Source organism: Gordonia sp. NPDC057258 (genome assembly GCF_042668985.1).
Classification (GTDB): domain Bacteria; phylum Actinomycetota; class Actinomycetes; order Mycobacteriales; family Mycobacteriaceae; genus Gordonia; species Gordonia hongkongensis.
The window spans coordinates 66239-80630 of sequence record NZ_JBHUXZ010000019.1; the positions used below are offsets into that span (position 1 = coordinate 66239).

22 protein-coding genes are annotated in these 14392 nt (G+C 67.1%); 9 read left to right on the forward strand and 13 right to left on the reverse strand.

Annotation, left to right across the window (positions count from 1 at the left end; all coding sequences use genetic code 11):
* Positions 1-90 precede the first annotated feature (90 nt).
* From ACFUEJ_RS14855 to ACFUEJ_RS14865, 3 genes are all read left to right on the forward strand, one after another.
* Complete coding sequence (locus tag ACFUEJ_RS14855) at positions 91-711, forward strand: hypothetical protein (protein ID WP_211539352.1); 621 nt, start codon at positions 91-93, stop codon at positions 709-711.
* 239 nt (positions 712-950) lie between these two features.
* Positions 951-1373 (forward strand): DUF3052 domain-containing protein, encoded by a 423-nt coding sequence (locus tag ACFUEJ_RS14860; protein WP_058252048.1) that lies wholly within the window; start codon positions 951-953, stop codon positions 1371-1373.
* The gene (locus tag ACFUEJ_RS14865) at positions 1370-1852 is read left to right on the forward strand and encodes a peroxiredoxin (RefSeq protein WP_388030206.1); all 483 of its coding nucleotides are present in this window, start codon (positions 1370-1372) and stop codon (positions 1850-1852) included. Before ACFUEJ_RS14860 ends, ACFUEJ_RS14865 begins: the two co-directional genes overlap by 4 nt.
* On the opposite strand, the gene ACFUEJ_RS14870 is transcribed toward ACFUEJ_RS14865, so the two are convergent.
* Positions 1842-2477, reverse strand: coding sequence for a protein kinase (locus ACFUEJ_RS14870; RefSeq protein ID WP_388030209.1), 636 nt, complete (start codon positions 2475-2477; stop codon positions 1842-1844). The genes ACFUEJ_RS14865 and ACFUEJ_RS14870 overlap by 11 nt on opposite strands.
* Between ACFUEJ_RS14870 and ACFUEJ_RS14875 the strand changes: the two genes are divergently transcribed.
* Positions 2476-3681: an RtcB family protein gene (locus ACFUEJ_RS14875; RefSeq protein WP_338855425.1), complete on the forward strand. Its 1206-nt coding sequence runs from the start codon at positions 2476-2478 to the stop codon at positions 3679-3681. The genes ACFUEJ_RS14870 and ACFUEJ_RS14875 overlap by 2 nt on opposite strands.
* A 104-nt stretch (positions 3682-3785) precedes the next feature.
* Here the strand turns inward: ACFUEJ_RS14875 and ACFUEJ_RS14880 are convergent, their stop codons facing one another.
* The 7 genes from ACFUEJ_RS14880 to ACFUEJ_RS14910 form a co-directional block, all read right to left on the reverse strand.
* Positions 3786-3983, reverse strand: coding sequence for a CsbD family protein (locus ACFUEJ_RS14880; protein WP_058252045.1), 198 nt, complete (start codon positions 3981-3983; stop codon positions 3786-3788).
* Between the two features lie 72 nt (positions 3984-4055).
* Positions 4056-4604, reverse strand: a complete 549-nt coding sequence (locus ACFUEJ_RS14885; RefSeq protein ID WP_388030212.1) for a hypothetical protein — start codon at positions 4602-4604, stop codon at positions 4056-4058.
* Positions 4601-5197, reverse strand: coding sequence for a hypothetical protein (locus ACFUEJ_RS14890; protein ID WP_388030214.1), 597 nt, complete (start codon positions 5195-5197; stop codon positions 4601-4603). Before ACFUEJ_RS14890 ends, ACFUEJ_RS14885 begins: the two co-directional genes overlap by 4 nt.
* A complete protein-coding gene (locus ACFUEJ_RS14895) occupies positions 5194-5757 on the reverse strand; it encodes an Asp23/Gls24 family envelope stress response protein (protein WP_388030217.1) in 564 nt (187 codons plus the stop codon). The genes ACFUEJ_RS14890 and ACFUEJ_RS14895 overlap by 4 nt, the downstream gene beginning before the upstream one ends.
* On the reverse strand, positions 5750-5929 hold the full coding sequence (locus ACFUEJ_RS14900) for a DUF2273 domain-containing protein (RefSeq protein WP_065630080.1): 180 nt from the start codon (positions 5927-5929) through the stop codon (positions 5750-5752). The genes ACFUEJ_RS14895 and ACFUEJ_RS14900 overlap by 8 nt, the downstream gene beginning before the upstream one ends.
* Entirely contained in the window at positions 5926-6264 is a 339-nt protein-coding gene (locus ACFUEJ_RS14905; protein WP_247449588.1) for a hypothetical protein, read from the reverse strand. The genes ACFUEJ_RS14900 and ACFUEJ_RS14905 overlap by 4 nt, the downstream gene beginning before the upstream one ends.
* On the reverse strand, positions 6264-6764 hold the full coding sequence (locus ACFUEJ_RS14910) for an Asp23/Gls24 family envelope stress response protein (RefSeq protein WP_388030219.1): 501 nt from the start codon (positions 6762-6764) through the stop codon (positions 6264-6266). The genes ACFUEJ_RS14905 and ACFUEJ_RS14910 overlap by 1 nt, the downstream gene beginning before the upstream one ends.
* A gap of 124 nt (positions 6765-6888) precedes the next feature.
* On the opposite strand from ACFUEJ_RS14910, the gene ACFUEJ_RS14915 reads away from it, so the two are divergent.
* The 5 genes from ACFUEJ_RS14915 to ACFUEJ_RS14935 all read left to right on the forward strand — a co-directional run bounded on the left by ACFUEJ_RS14915 (position 6889) and on the right by ACFUEJ_RS14935 (position 10952).
* Positions 6889-7551 (forward strand): RNA polymerase sigma factor, encoded by a 663-nt coding sequence (locus tag ACFUEJ_RS14915; RefSeq protein WP_388030222.1) that lies wholly within the window; start codon positions 6889-6891, stop codon positions 7549-7551.
* Positions 7544-8023 carry a hypothetical protein gene (locus ACFUEJ_RS14920; protein ID WP_388030225.1) on the forward strand — a complete coding sequence of 160 codons (480 nt, stop codon included), beginning with the start codon at positions 7544-7546 and terminating at the stop codon, positions 8021-8023. The genes ACFUEJ_RS14915 and ACFUEJ_RS14920 overlap by 8 nt, the downstream gene beginning before the upstream one ends.
* Before the next feature lie 518 nt (positions 8024-8541).
* Complete coding sequence (locus tag ACFUEJ_RS14925; RefSeq protein ID WP_388030228.1) at positions 8542-9030, forward strand: hypothetical protein; 489 nt, start codon at positions 8542-8544, stop codon at positions 9028-9030.
* Complete coding sequence (locus ACFUEJ_RS14930; protein WP_388030231.1) at positions 9027-9917, forward strand: hypothetical protein; 891 nt, start codon at positions 9027-9029, stop codon at positions 9915-9917. The genes ACFUEJ_RS14925 and ACFUEJ_RS14930 overlap by 4 nt, the downstream gene beginning before the upstream one ends.
* A 315-nt stretch (positions 9918-10232) precedes the next feature.
* On the forward strand, positions 10233-10952 hold the full coding sequence (locus ACFUEJ_RS14935) for a hypothetical protein (RefSeq protein ID WP_388030233.1): 720 nt from the start codon (positions 10233-10235) through the stop codon (positions 10950-10952).
* Here ACFUEJ_RS14935 and ACFUEJ_RS14940 read toward each other — a convergent pair.
* The 5 genes from ACFUEJ_RS14940 to ACFUEJ_RS14960 all read right to left on the reverse strand — a co-directional run bounded on the left by ACFUEJ_RS14940 (position 10949) and on the right by ACFUEJ_RS14960 (position 14177).
* On the reverse strand, positions 10949-11437 hold the full coding sequence (locus tag ACFUEJ_RS14940) for a hypothetical protein (RefSeq protein WP_388030236.1): 489 nt from the start codon (positions 11435-11437) through the stop codon (positions 10949-10951). The two genes, ACFUEJ_RS14935 and ACFUEJ_RS14940, sit on opposite strands and share 4 nt — an antisense overlap.
* Positions 11438-11485: 48 nt before the next feature.
* Entirely contained in the window at positions 11486-11860 is a 375-nt protein-coding gene (locus ACFUEJ_RS14945) for a hypothetical protein (RefSeq protein ID WP_388030238.1), read from the reverse strand.
* Complete coding sequence (locus ACFUEJ_RS14950; protein ID WP_388030241.1) at positions 11860-12408, reverse strand: hypothetical protein; 549 nt, start codon at positions 12406-12408, stop codon at positions 11860-11862. The genes ACFUEJ_RS14945 and ACFUEJ_RS14950 overlap by 1 nt, the downstream gene beginning before the upstream one ends.
* 53 nt (positions 12409-12461) lie before the next feature.
* Positions 12462-12713 (reverse strand): hypothetical protein, encoded by a 252-nt coding sequence (locus ACFUEJ_RS14955; protein WP_388030243.1) that lies wholly within the window; start codon positions 12711-12713, stop codon positions 12462-12464.
* Positions 12714-12803: 90 nt separating this feature from the next.
* Complete coding sequence (locus ACFUEJ_RS14960; protein WP_388030245.1) at positions 12804-14177, reverse strand: tyrosine-type recombinase/integrase; 1374 nt, start codon at positions 14175-14177, stop codon at positions 12804-12806.
* Positions 14178-14392 lie beyond the last annotated feature (215 nt).

The following is a 14392-nucleotide window of genomic DNA, read 5'->3' on the forward strand; positions in this document are numbered from 1 at the left end:
GGCTTGGCACCGGGTGGATCCGTGTCGCGTGTCCCGATCGGCGTGATGCGGTAGCGTCCAGAAAAGGTTACTGACCAGTAGGGGGAGTGGATGCCGGATCGAGGAGGCGCGGCCGACGGGCGACGCCGGGGTCGTGCCGTCCGGTCGGCGACCGCGGCCACGATCGCACTCGGCGCGGCCCTGTCGGGGGCGTGCGCGTCGACCGTCGATGGCGCGGGGGCGCCGGCGCCCGGCGAGGTGGCGGTGTACCGCTCCGAACTGTCCGCCTCGGCGGCTGCGGAGGTGCGTGCCGAGGGTGTCGAACTCTGCCGTGAGTCGATGGCGTCGATGGTCGTGATGGTCCGCGGGTTCAACGCCTTCGTCGCCCGGCTGAACGCGGCACAGACCTACGCCGGGGTCGGGGATCTCGACGAGAAGGCACGTGCCAGTCTCATTGCCGGTGCCGACCAGATCCGCCCCAAGATCACCGAGACGTCGCCACCGGCCGTCTCCACGCCGGCGCGGGCGTTCCTCGCGTCGACCGCACGCCTCGAGAACGCGATCAGTCGCGAACTGCGTGCCGGCCTGAACCCGGTGTCGAGCGAGTGGTCTCGCACCAAACAGCGCCTGCTCGATGTGTGCGGTACCTACACGCCGCTCCCGGCCACGTCCTCGGCCACACCTCGACCGTCGGTTCCCGCCACGACGTCGGCCGAGCGACCCGGGGGTTGACGGCGCCGTCCGCCTCGCGCCGCTGGGTACGGTTTGTTCCGCCCCGCTGTGGGTAACGATCGGGCGGGTCGGCCACGGAACCGGTGCGAAACGCCCGAAATCCCTGACGGCGTTCGGCTTGCAATGTGAGGCTCTAGGCTGTTGCCTATGCTGACAGGCGAACGGCGTGCGGGAGCGCACGCGGATTCGCCACAGACGACGCACAGAACGATCCACGAATCTTCAGGAGGTCACGCGCGGTGGTAGCCGCCACAGACGGTAGCAACGCCCAGAAACTGGGCTTGACCGCAGGTTTGGTCGTGCAGGAACTCGGCTGGGACGAGGACACCGACGACGAACTGCGCGCTGACATCGAGGACGCCATCGACGCCGAGATGGTCGACGAGGATGCCGATGACGTCGTCGACGTCGTGGTCCTCTGGTGGCGCGACGGCGACGGCGACCTCGTCGACGCCCTCATGGATGCGATCGGTCCGCTCGCCGAAGACGGTTTCGTGTGGGTGTTGTCGCCGAAGACCGGCAAGTCCGGCTACGTCGATCCGAGTGAGATCGCCGAGGCGGCCCCGACCGCGGGACTCACCCAGACGTCGGCCATCAGCCTCGGTGACTGGTCGGCGGCCCGACTGGTCCAGCCCAAGGCCCGCGCGGGCAAGAAAGCATGAGCGGTGCTCTGCCTTCTGCGCCCCTGACCGTCGGTGACCGGGCCCCGGATTTCGCCCTGCGCGACCAGAACAACCAGCTCGTGTCGCTGTCGACCCTGCGATCCGACCGCAACGTGCTCGTCGTGTTCTTCCCGCTCGCGTTCACCGGTACCTGCCAGGGCGAGCTCGGTTACATCCGTGACCAGCAGCCCCGCTTCGACAACGACGACGTGACCACGGTGACCATCTCGGTCGGACCCTCTCCCACGCACAAGGTGTGGTCCGCCGCGCAGGGTTTCCTGTTCCCGCTGCTGTCCGACTTCTGGCCGCACGGCGACACCGCGCGCGCCTACGGGGTGTTCAACGAGGACCGCGGCTACGCGAACCGCGGGACCTTTCTCGTCGATCGGGACGGCACGATCGTCTTCGCCGACATGGTCGGTCCCGGCGAGGTGCGCGAGAACGCCGTCTGGGACAAGGCACTCGGCGTCATCGGCTGAGTCGGCGCTTCTCCGCATCCCGCGCGATCGAGTCGAGTCGGTGCCATACGGAGTCCATCCCAGGTCGCTGCTCGGGTTCGAGATCCAGCATCCGGTCGAGCAGTTCGGCCAGAACATCGGGTAGAGCGCGGTTCGTCGAAAATCCGGAGTCGCGCGTCGTGGCCGACGTCGCGCGACGCAGAGTGCGCAGGCGTCGGATGCCCCGTTCGGACCACGGCGGGACCGCGCCGTATGGTCGTCGCCCCGTCAACGCCTCGAAGAGGGTGACGCCCAGGGCGAAGACATCCGCCGCCGGGGTCAGGGCGACGTCGACGGCCTGCTCGGGCGGCAGGTAACCGCGCGTGCCCGAGCCGTCTCGGCGCTCTCCGGGACGGCCGAGCAGCCCGAGATCGATGAGGATCGCCTGATCGTTGCGCCGGCGGTCCCGAGCGGAACGGTTCTCACTGTCACGGACCCCGATGAGGTCTCCGTGAGTCGCACATGAAAGATCCTTCACTGACGCCGACGGGTGCCGTCCCTGCGGCGAGTGGCATCGTGGACTGGAAAAGCGGTTGCCGCCGAGCGGATTCGACGGTGTGATGGGCGAGCCCGTCGACGCGGGCGCACACGAGAGGAAGAACTCCATGCCGACCAAGGTGTCGCCCAAGGTGCTGAACTATGCATCGCACGTGGACGACAACACCCTGACCCAAGCGGCCGAGACCGCCCGGTTGCCGTTCGTGCACCCGCACATCGCCCTCATGCCCGACGCACACTTCGGGAAGGGCTCCGCGGTGGGCACCGTCATCCCGACGACCGGTGCGGTGATTCCCGCGGCCGTCGGCGTCGACATCGGTTGCGGCATGATCGCGGTGCAGACGCGCCTGCGCGCCGCGGACATCGACGGGATGGACCTCGGGCGACTGCGAGCGACGATCGAGGACGCGATCCCGCTGTCGCCCGGCAACTACAACCGCGGTCTGGACCGGTTCGAGTTCACCCGGCCACGCATTGATGCCCTCGCCGAACAGGCGACGAAAGACGGTGTCGACCTGTCACATTCGCCGAAGTGGCGGGAGCAGCTGGGCTCGCTCGGCGGTGGCAACCACTTCATCGAGCTGTGCCTCGACGAGGGCGACGTGGTGTGGCTGTTCCTGCACTCGGGTTCGCGGGGCGTCGGCAACAAGATCGCGCAGAAGCACATCAAGATCGCTCAGCGGTTGTGCCGCCAGTGGTGGATCAAGCTGCCGAACGCCGACCTCGCATACCTGCCGCAGGGGACCCCGGAACTGACCGCCTATCTGGGGGATCTGTCCTGGGCGCAGCGGTTCGCGTTCGAGAACCGCGCCGAGATGATGGACCGCTTCGTCGAGGTGTTCGGAAAGTGGTTCGCAGACAACGCCTCCGGTGGCGTCGTCGAGGAAACGGAATCCCTGGAGGTGGACCGGATCAATTGCCACCACAACTACACCGTGCGGGAGTCGCACGCGGGCCAGGACGTCTGGCTCACCCGGAAGGGTGCGATCGACGCCCATGAGGGCGTACGGGGCGTCATCCCGGGTTCGATGGGTACGCGGTCGTATGTGGTGCGTGGCAAGGGGAATCCCGCGGGCCTGTGCTCGGCACCGCACGGTGCCGGCCGGCGGTTCTCGCGGAGCGAGGCGCGGAGGCGGTTCACCGCCGACGATCTCGCCGCCCGGATGGCGGGGATCGAGTACCGTCACGGCGAGCAGTGGGTCGACGAGATCCCGGACGCGTACAAGGACATCGATCAGGTCATGGCCGACGCCGTCGATCTGGTGGACATCGAGCACACCCTGCGACAGATCCTCAACGTCAAGGGGACGTGACGGGCCGTTCCTGGCCCCAACAGGACGAATCCCGAAGGTGCTGAGCACTTTCGGGATTCGCCCTGTCACCGCCGGCGGGGAGGTTCGGCTGCCGGCGGCGATGATCACTTGCCGGTCAGCTTGTCCTTGATGTTCGACGCGGCGTCCTTGACGTTCTCCACGCCGTCTTTGACGGCGGCGGAGAGCTGATCGCCCTTGCCCTCGCTCTTGAGTTGGTCGTCACCGGTCACATCGCCGGCGGCCTCCTTGGCCTTACCCGAGAGGTCCTCGGCCTTGTTGCCGACCTTGTCGCTGAATCCCATTCTCTTCTCCTTCATCTCATTGGTTCGACGACAGCCTCGGATGAGGCCGTCCGTCGGGGTCGCTTCTTCGGGTCACCTGTCGAGGTGGATGAGAGCCTGGACGTGGACTCCGGACTCTCCGAGCGCGGTACGGATGGCGGCGACGGTCTCCGCGACGGGCGCGGTGACCTCGTCGAAGCTCCCATTCGGCGTCGCCGACACCTCGAGCCGGATGATGCTGCGCGACCGGTCGTCGATCGCTCTCGCGGTCACCTTCTGGAACAGCGGGTTCCCGGCCAGTTCCGTCGCTGCCGCGTTCGCGATCAGTTTCGGTGCGACGGTGAGCGCTCCGGTCTGATCGGAACCGACGAGCAGGGCGTCGTCCACTGCGCGGGGCCGTACGCTGGTGGCCAGCAACAACAGGCCCCAGCCGATCGCGATCACGGCGACGCCGGCCAACACCCAGACCCACCAGGACGCCTGCGCGGCGTCGAGAGCGGCACGCTCGTCGAGACGGTCGACCCACCCGGCCACCGGTTGGGCGTCGACCTTCCATGCCACGGCTCCGACGCCGACGATGATGAGCAGCAGCGCCACGAGTCCGACCGACAGCCGATGTGCGGTTGCGGGAAGACGATTCATCGGACGCTCCTCGGTCCTCGATCGCGCTCGCGCACCACAACCCGCGGTGACGAGGCGAGATCGGCCGCCACGGCGGCGACCGTGCTGTCGATGAGGGCGCGGTCGGCGACCTGTCTCCGCACCCCGACGGTGCAGGTGACCTTCCGTCGCGTCACCACGGTGTCGGCGACGAGTACGCCGGGCAGGTCGGACACGGCGGCGCTGCAGCGTCGGGCGACGTCTCCGGGGCGGGTCCACATCCCCTCGCCGGCGGCGAGTTCGAGGTGGGTCCGGCGACGAGGCTTGATCGCGATCCACAGCAGGACGAGGCCTACGAAGATCGACCCGATCGCGGCCGGCCACATCCAGTTCTGCCACTGCAGTTCTGCGACCCACTCGGCGGCGGTGACCGACCACGGACGACCGTCCAGCCAGCTCGCGTCGACGGCGATGTCGCGTACGGCTGCCGCGCCGAGAGCGAGGAGAGCGAGCCCCAACGCTGCGCCGGCGATCGCAGCGCCCGGGAGAGCTGCAGGTGGGAAGACGTTCTGGGCGTCGGTGTTCCGTAGGGTCGCGACAGGAGCGGTACCCGATTCGGGTGCGGTCTGCGTCATCGTCGTACCCCAGTGTCGATGCTGATGGTCGGAGTGAGTGCGTCGGTGTTGTCCGGGTCCGGGTCCGGGTCCGGGTCGTCGGGGCGCGGGTCGTTGTCGCGAATGTGGGCGTCAACGTCGTCGTATTCGGGCTCGTCGGAGACCGGCGGCAGGTCCACGTATCCCTTCTGCAGGCGCCGGATCGCCTGTCGTGGCTCGAACTTGGACACCGTCACGTCGACGCGAAGCGGAACGATCCCGGCGAGTCGCTCGACCTCGGCGGCGACGTGATCGCGTGTGGTGCGGGACACCTCGGCGACCGCGCACGGCCATTCGAGGGCGAGGGACAGGGTGATCCTGGCGCCGCCCGCATGAACGGCCGCGTCGGGAAAGTTCCGCTCACCGACTCCCAGTACCGACCCGACGCCACCGCGATGGCGGACGACCCCCGGGATGTCGAGAGCCGCTCGGGCCGCGATCTTCTCGATCACGCGATCGGGGACGGTGAGCGTGCCGGGCGGCGAGTCACCCGCGGTCGGGTGAGCATCCCGGGCGGGCCCGCCGGATTCGTGCTCAGCCACGACCCCGGCTCCGCAGGAGTGCGCCCAGATCGATGGTGCCGTCCCGGTTGAGTCCCAGCACGAGTCCCGCGGCGCCGAGCACGATGGCCAGCAGGAAACCGGCCAGCCCGCCGGCGACGGCGGCCAGAGCGAGGAGCAGGCCGGCGAACAGGCCCACGATCGCGTTGTTCATTGCGCTTCACCATCTTTCGGAGTCGGCTTCGAGCTGACGCTGATGTCTGCCACGGTCACCGTGACGGGTCTCGCGGCGAGCTCCTCGGTGACATCGCGTACCCGCGCGGCAGTGCCGTGGAGGTCGTACGCTGCGTCGACGACGATGTGGACCTCGCCGTGGTCGTCGGCGAGGGACACGCCCGGGACCCGACGCCCGGGGAGATACGTGGCGATCTCCCCGAACAGGCCGTTGTGCAGGTCACGGACGCCCGGTACGGCGAGGACGGCGGTGGCGAGGCGTTCCGCCAGTGGGCCCCCGTCGTCGGTCCGCGCCGCCGGGAGGTCCGACGTCATCACTGGACCCGCGGGGTGGTGTTCGACTCCTGCTCGTCGTCGCCGAACGCGATGTCGTGCACGGTGATGTTGACCTCGGTGACCTCGAGACCCGTCATCTGCTCGATCGCCGAGACCACATTCCGTCGAATGGCCGCTGCGAGTTGATGAATCGCGACGCCGTACTCGGCCACGATCGAGACGTCCACGGCGGCCTGACGCTCGCCGACCTCGACCTCGATGCCCTGGGTGGTGCTCACCGTCGTGCCGGGCAGGACGTCGCGGACCCGGCCGACCACGCGCTCGGTGGTGCCGCCCAGGTCGTGGACACCGTCGATCTCGCGTGCGGCGATCCCGGCGACCTTGGCGACCACGATGTCGGCGATGGAGGTGCGTCCCCGGTCGCCCGACAGATCACGGCGGGCGAGGGCACGGCCCGCGGCGCCGTCGGTGCGCGTGGCGTCGACGGTGGTGGCGTCGTCCTTGGTGGCGTCCTTGGTGGTGGTGGCGCTTGCGGACATGTCGAACTCCTTCGGTCGTCGTGTCTTCTTCGTAGACGGACCGCGTTCGGATGATGCGCGATCGCAAAGGCTGTTCACGATCCGTCTGTAAGGTCAGTCGGGACGGACGGGGGGAGTTGCACGCATGAATATCGGTGATTCAGCTCACAGGGAGCCGCCCGACCTAGTTGGACTCGACCTCTCCCAGCTCGGTGATGACGAACTCGCCGGCGCGGCGGCCGTCGGCGACACCGAGGCGTTCGACGTGCTCGTCCGGCGCGTGACCCCGGGTCTGCTGCGATACATGCTGCGGATGGTCGACGGTCAGCAGACCGCCGAGGACCTCACGCAGGAGACTTTGCTCGACGCGTGGAAGGGGCTGCCCGACTTCGCTTTCCGGAGCAGCTTCCGAACCTGGATGTTCGCCATCGCGCACCGCAAGGCGGTGGACTACCACCGCCGCCGACGCGACGTCCCGTTCGACGACGAGCGGTTCGCCGAACTCGAGGCCGCCGGACCGCTGCCCTCCGACATGGCCGAACGGAGTCTGCTCATGGATGCGCTGCGCGCCGAACTGGACAACCTCCCCGCCAATTCGCGCGCCGCGTGGTGGCTGAAGGAAGTCGAGGGGCTTACGCTCGAGGAAATCGGACAGGTGTTGCGCATCACCACGGGATCGGTGCGCGGTCATCTCCAGCGGAGCCGGAAGTTCCTGTTGACCCGTTTGGCGCCGTGGAACCCTGGTAAACCGAGAATCACACCGACGGAGACCGTCGACGACGCGGAGGGAGGCGAGGTCGGTGCCTGACAAGCACGGACGCGACTTCGAGGCCACCGACGTCGCCGACGCCTGGCTCGTCGAGGCGACACAGCAGATCGCCGCCGACGAACCCATCGGTGACGTCGATCGGCTGATCACCTCGATCTCGGGCAGCCTGCAACGGATTCGGCGGCCGGCCCGGACCCTGGCGACCGACGAACTGCGCGTCAACACGAGTGACCGCGTCGTGAAGCAACTCATCGCCGTTCGGACGCGCCGCGAACTCGGTCGGTTGACAGTGTTCGTCTCGGTCGACGGCGCCGGTGACACCGTCGACGGTGTGCGCGTCGGCCTGATCGCTCGGTACGCCGACGACCTGCCCGCGCTCTCCGACGAGGTGCGCGACATCGTCGACGACGTGCTGATCGACACCCTCGGGACCGAGAGCAGTGCTGCCGCCCGACGCAACATCTCGGTGCGCTGGCAGGACGTCTACACGCGGGAGTGGTTGAGCCGGTAGCGATTTCACGGCTAGGAGTCGCGCTGGGCGCGGGTCTGAGCTACGAAATCGGGGGAGTGCGCGCAAAGGGATTCGAACCCCTGACCGCTGGTGTGTAAGACCTCTGGTCTCGACGTTTGCAACCAAGTGACTCCAACACCCAACAAGTACCCTCAACACCGCACATAGGCAACGCGCACAACGGATTATCTCGCCGAGACCAGTGAGAACAAGCAACACCAACACCCACCCAAACACACCCCAATAACTGAGTGCTGCGGTCCCTCTGCGGTCCCTGCGGTCCCCGAACGCCCGTGCTGACCCGGTCACGCTTGCCGCGTGCGCCGCGCGCAAGCTCCGGGCACCCGCGAAAAAGTGGCACCGACCAAAGGTGTTGTCACAGAGCAAGACACAGCAACAGCCCGCACCACCCACCACCAGCACAAATACAGTTGCACAAACGCAGGACAACGAAACCGACACGCCGACAACAGAACTCACGCTCGCGCACACGCGCGTACGCGCGTAACTTGAGCAGCATGGCCGGACGCCGACACCGCGAACCGAGGTTCAGCGAGATCCTCGACGGGTCGTTCGCCGTGTTCCCGACCGACCCGCCCATTCCCGGCACCGACCCCATCGCCCCAGGTCACGCCCTCGCCGTGCTCGTCGACCGCGCCATCAGCCCCCGAGGACTCGACGACCGTGACCTCCGCGTCCTCAGTGATGACCCGATCCGCGCATGGGCGACCATCGTGCGGACGTTCTGGCTCCGCGCCAAGGTCGCCCACCGCACCGGCAACGCCGACGTCGACACCCTGGCCACCATCCGGAGGGATGCCCTCCGCGCCCTCGCCGCGATCACCGACGAGGTCCAACGCCAACCGGGCTCGGCGTTGGACCGCTACCTCCAGCACCGCGACAAGACGACGATCCGCCCCCCGGCCAACGGTCGACGCCTACTTCGTGAGGCCATGGCAGACCCGTCCAGAGCGCTCCCCACCACCACGACAGGAGACACCCGATGAGTCGACGCGACGGAACCCAATGGCAGGCTCTACGGCCCTATGAGAGCGCCGCCCGGACGCTAGAGGCCTTCGACAAGCTCTTGGAGGACGCGCCCGACACTGTGACCCCCAGCGCCAGCGTCCTCGCCTGCCGCGCCGACCTCGCCGACATCGCCCTCGAAGAGTCCCAGACCCTCGCCGAGATCCACGCCGTCAAGGACCAGCTCGCCGGATCCGCCGAACACGCCGCACACGTCCTTGCCAACGAGAGCACCTCAGCCGACGATCGCTTGGCCGCACTCGCCCGAGTCCTCGGCAGCACCTCGCCGGACATCGACCGCACCGTTCGCAAGATGAGCAACCAAGCCACGTTCCGGTTCGCCCGCCGCGCGGCCCAGCGCTGGCACGGTCTCGGCGACGACTTGATCCATGGACTCCTCGCACCGTGGGCAACCGCGATCATCACCGAGCTCGAAGACCTCGTCCCGCACGTCCTAGCGGGCGGACACCCCGCGATGTTGGAGGCGGAGGTGTTCGCGCGGGAGTACGACATCCGCGACGACGACATCGCCCGGTGGCAGGACATGCCGGGGCGCTATCACGCCGACTATCAACGGCTACGTGCGACACAGTTGGCCAACGGGTATCGGCGTCTGGCCGAGAACATCGTCGACACCGAACTCCGAGGCCGAGGCCTCCTCGTCGACCTCCACGACGACTCCAACGTCCCCCGCAGCGCCCTCGTCTTCGACGACCCGCGTCAGCTTCCCGACGTCCGGAGCATCGAAGCCCGCTGGACCCTCTGGCTCTGCAACGCCATTGCCAATGGATGCCGACCCCGCCTCCCCACCGCCGCCGAGGCCGCGCGGACCCACAAACCGCTGGAGGCCACCGTGCCAGCCACCTAGACCTGCGGGGCGCCGTCAACTCAGGCCACACCGTCGGCTACGTCAGCCTCGACCCAGTGGCCAGTAAGGCGACCAGCCGTTCGGCGGTTCACCACCTGCCGTATGGCTTGAGGGCCATCTCATCGACCTCCCTCTCGACGCCGCCTGCGACGCCCCGCAACCCGACCCCGCCGCCCGACCACTAGTAGAAGTGCGTGCAACCCTCACTCTCTCCGAGGGCGGACAGCTTGACCGATTCATCACTCATTTCGGTCGGACGGCGGGCCTAACCTTCCACCAGCGAACAGCCGGCCAAATAGCAACTAGGAGACACAGATGACCGCTCCGACCCCAACCGCGCGGCGGCACAGCCTCCTCGACATCGTCACCCTCAGCGCCGACGCACCCCCCGGCCCATGGTCACGCGGGCCGTCTATCAGCGAGTACCCGGACCGAGGCTTCACCACCGTGGTCACCGACATCTGCGAGCCGACCCGACCCCCGAGCCTCCCCGAGGTCCCCCTCGGCGACGAGGTCCGCCCCTTCGCCATCACCGGACACTCCCGGATCCCGACGCGGTGCGGCACCGAGGCCGAGCTACGGGAAGCGATCACGCCCCTCCTCCCGCGATCCACCGAGTACCGGGTGGGCAAGTACTTGTGGCACGGCGGCGGCGTCATCGCCGATGAGCCGCACGTTCTTCACGACGACATCACCGAAGTCGACCGCACCGGCAACCCCGCCGCCGACCTCGCCACCGCGCTCTCGACCGCCTACGACCAGACCCACTACCTGACACCCGTCGCACTCCTCGGCATCGAGAGCGCACTACACCTGGCCCTTGGTTTGCAGAACCTAGCGCTCAAATACGTTGTCTCCCCGGCATTCCCAACCAACGGCATCGCCATCCTCGACGACAACATCACGGTCACGTTGTCGCCGGTCGACGTCACCACCGCGACTCAAATCGACGTTAACCGCGTGCAACTGGAGGCGACACAACTCGCCCTCGTCGAGTTCGATGTCTCGAAAGGCGTACGCGTCGCCGCGAGTTAGACCCTTACGACCCGCTGCCTCGACTTCCACGTCTTATAGGCACTGGTCCGATTGCTCCGCAGGAACATCGGCACCAACCGGAACGTCTTAAAGGTGGTTGCCCGCCCGACCAACTCATCGCCCGTCACGAACCTCGACAACTGCGGTTCGTCGTAGGCCCACACCCGCACACCCCGCGCCGGAATCTCCGCAGGAATCGACTCACCCTCCGGCACCGACTCCGGCCAGTGCGTCAAGTCGAAGTCGTAGTCGAGATCACGCCCGTCATAGCCCTCACGCGGCCTGACCCCAAGTTCGAGCTTGGCAACCGTGACCGGCTCACTGCCGTGATTCGCGACCACCAGCCGCACCCGCTGAGTCACGGTCCCGCAGTTGTCGTGCGTCCACTGCTCAAGCATCACAGTCACCCTCGGCCACCGGATAACTACGAGGACAACCGTCCCCAGAAGCGAGACGATGGAAACTATGAGCGCCGCCAGAGCCATCCTCGCAAGCTAGCCCGCGATCAGCCCTACATCCTCCGGCGACACGCGTCAGGCCCCGCAGAATGTAAACCCGAGCGCCTCCGGACCCACCACGCGGAGGCGGTCGCGGAACCATCCGATGGCAATGGCGGCGACGAGTTCGACGTCCGTCGAGTACAACCGTCCGTCGGTCGCTAGATCGTCGCCGTAGTCCCAGTGGTCAGGCAACAGCTCGTCGTCGACAACCACGACGTCGACGAGGGCGATTCGGCTCAGCCTGACCACGAAACCGTCGTCGAGCTTGGTGACATCACAGCAATCGACGACCTCCTGGTCCTCGACGGCCTCGCGATCACCGATGTCGATGACGTCGTCGACTTCCATCTCGCCGAAGCTCTCAATTAGCCAGCGGCGCATGGCATTCCAGTCCTGACGCACCTTCATCACCGAACCCCCGCACGCAACTCCGCGTGAACCGCGCTCATTCGCTCCATCGACTCCCGCGACCGCCGCATCTCCTCAAGGATGGCCGCACGTTGGGTCGCGCTGGTCATCTTCGAGGCGCTGGCCACCATGGGCGACTTCATCAAGTCTGCCGACCGCCGACGCTCCGCCATCACCTCGGCGAGTAGCTCACTTTCCCGCGCTTCGACAAAGTCACGCCGAGCAGCCCGCGCGATCCGCCGCGCGTTGGTCACTGCCGCCCTCGTCGGCGCATTCGGACGAGGGCGCACCGCCGGTTCGTCGTAGAGCCCGCTGGCCGCAGCAGCCCGCCGGACTTCCTCGGCGTCCCAGCGCTGGACCTCTTGAGCGATCATCGCCCGCACCGTCAGCTCACGGAGCACCGGGCGCCGCCGCGACCGCGACCGGGCGCCCAACTGCGCACGCAACGCGCGATCCAGCGTCCAGACACCGCCGCGACGGCGGTAGACGACCGGACCGGGCTCGACTTTCGCCATGCCGACCACGAGCCCCTCGTCGAGCGGGCTCACCAGAGCGAATATGCGGGCACGCGGCCCTACACCCACTGTCGTCGCCGCCGTAGTCATGAGACCCCCGAGGTCCAGGCCGACGGGTCATCGAACTGCGACAGGGTCACGAACCGACCACCGTCCTCATCGGTGCCCACGGTGAACCCGCCGACGTAACCCCCCTCGCGTAGGACCCGGTGGACATCACCGCCTACGAACGACGCACCCTCCGGCAAGGGGAGTCGACGACCCGCAGCCGTCCCGCGATCACGGTCGGCGCGCATCCGGGCCAGCATCTTCCGGTCACCCGGAGTGAGGTCACCCATGGCGCCAACCGCCCGCCACAGCGGCCCCCGCGCAACGCAGAACGCTGACCGGATCCGAAGACCCGGCCAGCGCTAGGAAACTCTCAGCCGTCATGCAGATATTGTACTGCGGCTTGTATCAACTGCCGCGCTCTTCGTCACCACGAGAACCTGCCCGCCGGACCCCTTGCCGTCACCCAGGAGCTTCACGTAATGGCGGTCCCATGACTCGCCAATCAAGCCCAAGTCGTCAGCGAACAGGTCGGAGTAGACATCGAGCGTGATGCTCGCGCGGCTATGTCCTAGCTGCCGCTGAACTTGGTGAACGTGCAACCCTCGCCGGACCATCTCCGACGCCGCCGTGTGCCGCAAGTCATGCGGGTTAATGAGCGACTTACCCTCCGCGTCAACAAATCCCGCCGCAATGATGGCAGGCGTAAACACCCGCGCCGCCCAATTCTTTCGGCGCAAGGGCCTCGACTCACCCCGCGCCGCGCGCCCGCCCTGTTGAAACACGAACGCCTGCGGACTCCGCCCCACGCACACCGCCCGCAACCGATCCGTGATGAACGCCGACAAACTCACCTGACGTGGATTACCTGACTTCGGCGACCCCAACACGACACCGTGCGAGGTCTCGACCGCATTGAGCCGGATCCACGCCGTCCGCCTCTCGAAGTCAATTTCCCCGATCTGCAAACCCGCCGCCTCGCCGAAGCGCAAGCCCACCTCAGCTAGAAGGAGAAGTAGGGTCTCATTCTCGGTGTCGCCGTCCTCGCCGACCGTCGCCGCCGCCAGCGTAAGCACCTGCGCCGTCGTCAAGTACACCCGGCGCTCCACCGCCTGACTATTCGCCTTGGGCAACTCGACATCGCGGCACGGGTTGTGGTTGCGCCGCAGGCGACCCGCCTTAATCGCCGTGCCCAGAATCCCCGAGAGCACCACCAAACACTCCGACACCGACGAGCGGCTCAACCCCTTGTCGCCCTTGACAGTCGACGCCTCACCACTCAGCAACGCCCCGACCCACGCCGTGACACCCTCAAAGTCCACGTCAGACAGCGCCACGTCGCCCCATTGCGGCGCCACATGCGCGTTGTAGCGATTCCGGTAGCTTGTCACCGTCGACGGCTTCCTGATCGCCGTCACCCGCGCAAACCACACAGACTCGGCGAACTCGCCCACAGTCATGTCGCTGCGATCACGCGGGACAAACTCGTCGCGCGTGACGTCCGCCATTTGCTCGTCGAGCCATCGTTGCGCGTCGTCCTTCTTGGTGAACCGCTTGTTGTGCTCGACACCCTTACGGTCAACAAACCGAGCGTTCCAACGAGACCCCTTGCCGTGCAGTTTGGTCGGCACGTACTTCGACGAGCACGCCGCGCCGCCACACTTCTCGCCCTCTGGCAATAGCTTGTTCGCGAAATGCCACCGATCCGCCACGCCATCGCGTATGCCGCGTTTCGTCTTCGGCGTCGCTTTCACCGCTTGCACAGCATTCGTAGCCATCGGGGGAGTCCCATCGTTGTTCACCGGAGTTGCTTGGATGACCACAGACTACCTCAACTGACCACTGGTCTGCGTGCGGGCTCGATTATTTTTCAACCCTCCACCGACCCCACAAATAGCCAACTAAGGCCAAATCCCCAGGACCACAACGGCTAGTTGCACAAGCTCCGGACATAATGCCTGTTCAGAGC

Coding starts and splice junctions, on each gene's coding strand:
- ACFUEJ_RS14875 (WP_338855425.1), top strand. CDS start 2,476: ATGCCGACCAAGGTGTCGCCCAAGGTGCTGAACTATGCATCGCACGTG.
- ACFUEJ_RS14930 (WP_388030231.1), top strand. CDS start 9,027: ATGAGTCGACGCGACGGAACCCAATGGCAGGCTCTACGGCCCTATGAG.
- ACFUEJ_RS14925 (WP_388030228.1), top strand. CDS start 8,542: ATGGCCGGACGCCGACACCGCGAACCGAGGTTCAGCGAGATCCTCGAC.
- ACFUEJ_RS14900 (WP_065630080.1), bottom strand. CDS start 5,929: ATGAACAACGCGATCGTGGGCCTGTTCGCCGGCCTGCTCCTCGCTCTG.
- ACFUEJ_RS14905 (WP_247449588.1), bottom strand. CDS start 6,264: ATGACGTCGGACCTCCCGGCGGCGCGGACCGACGACGGGGGCCCACTG.
- ACFUEJ_RS14870 (WP_388030209.1), bottom strand. CDS start 2,477: ATGGAGTTCTTCCTCTCGTGTGCGCCCGCGTCGACGGGCTCGCCCATC.
- ACFUEJ_RS14935 (WP_388030233.1), top strand. CDS start 10,233: ATGACCGCTCCGACCCCAACCGCGCGGCGGCACAGCCTCCTCGACATC.
- ACFUEJ_RS14855 (WP_211539352.1), top strand. CDS start 91: ATGCCGGATCGAGGAGGCGCGGCCGACGGGCGACGCCGGGGTCGTGCC.
- ACFUEJ_RS14915 (WP_388030222.1), top strand. CDS start 6,889: ATGAATATCGGTGATTCAGCTCACAGGGAGCCGCCCGACCTAGTTGGA.
- ACFUEJ_RS14955 (WP_388030243.1), bottom strand. CDS start 12,713: ATGGGTGACCTCACTCCGGGTGACCGGAAGATGCTGGCCCGGATGCGC.
- ACFUEJ_RS14940 (WP_388030236.1), bottom strand. CDS start 11,437: ATGGCTCTGGCGGCGCTCATAGTTTCCATCGTCTCGCTTCTGGGGACG.
- ACFUEJ_RS14910 (WP_388030219.1), bottom strand. CDS start 6,764: ATGTCCGCAAGCGCCACCACCACCAAGGACGCCACCAAGGACGACGCC.
- ACFUEJ_RS14865 (WP_388030206.1), top strand. CDS start 1,370: ATGAGCGGTGCTCTGCCTTCTGCGCCCCTGACCGTCGGTGACCGGGCC.
- ACFUEJ_RS14945 (WP_388030238.1), bottom strand. CDS start 11,860: ATGAAGGTGCGTCAGGACTGGAATGCCATGCGCCGCTGGCTAATTGAG.
- ACFUEJ_RS14890 (WP_388030214.1), bottom strand. CDS start 5,197: ATGACGCAGACCGCACCCGAATCGGGTACCGCTCCTGTCGCGACCCTA.
- ACFUEJ_RS14880 (WP_058252045.1), bottom strand. CDS start 3,983: ATGGGATTCAGCGACAAGGTCGGCAACAAGGCCGAGGACCTCTCGGGT.
- ACFUEJ_RS14885 (WP_388030212.1), bottom strand. CDS start 4,604: ATGAATCGTCTTCCCGCAACCGCACATCGGCTGTCGGTCGGACTCGTG.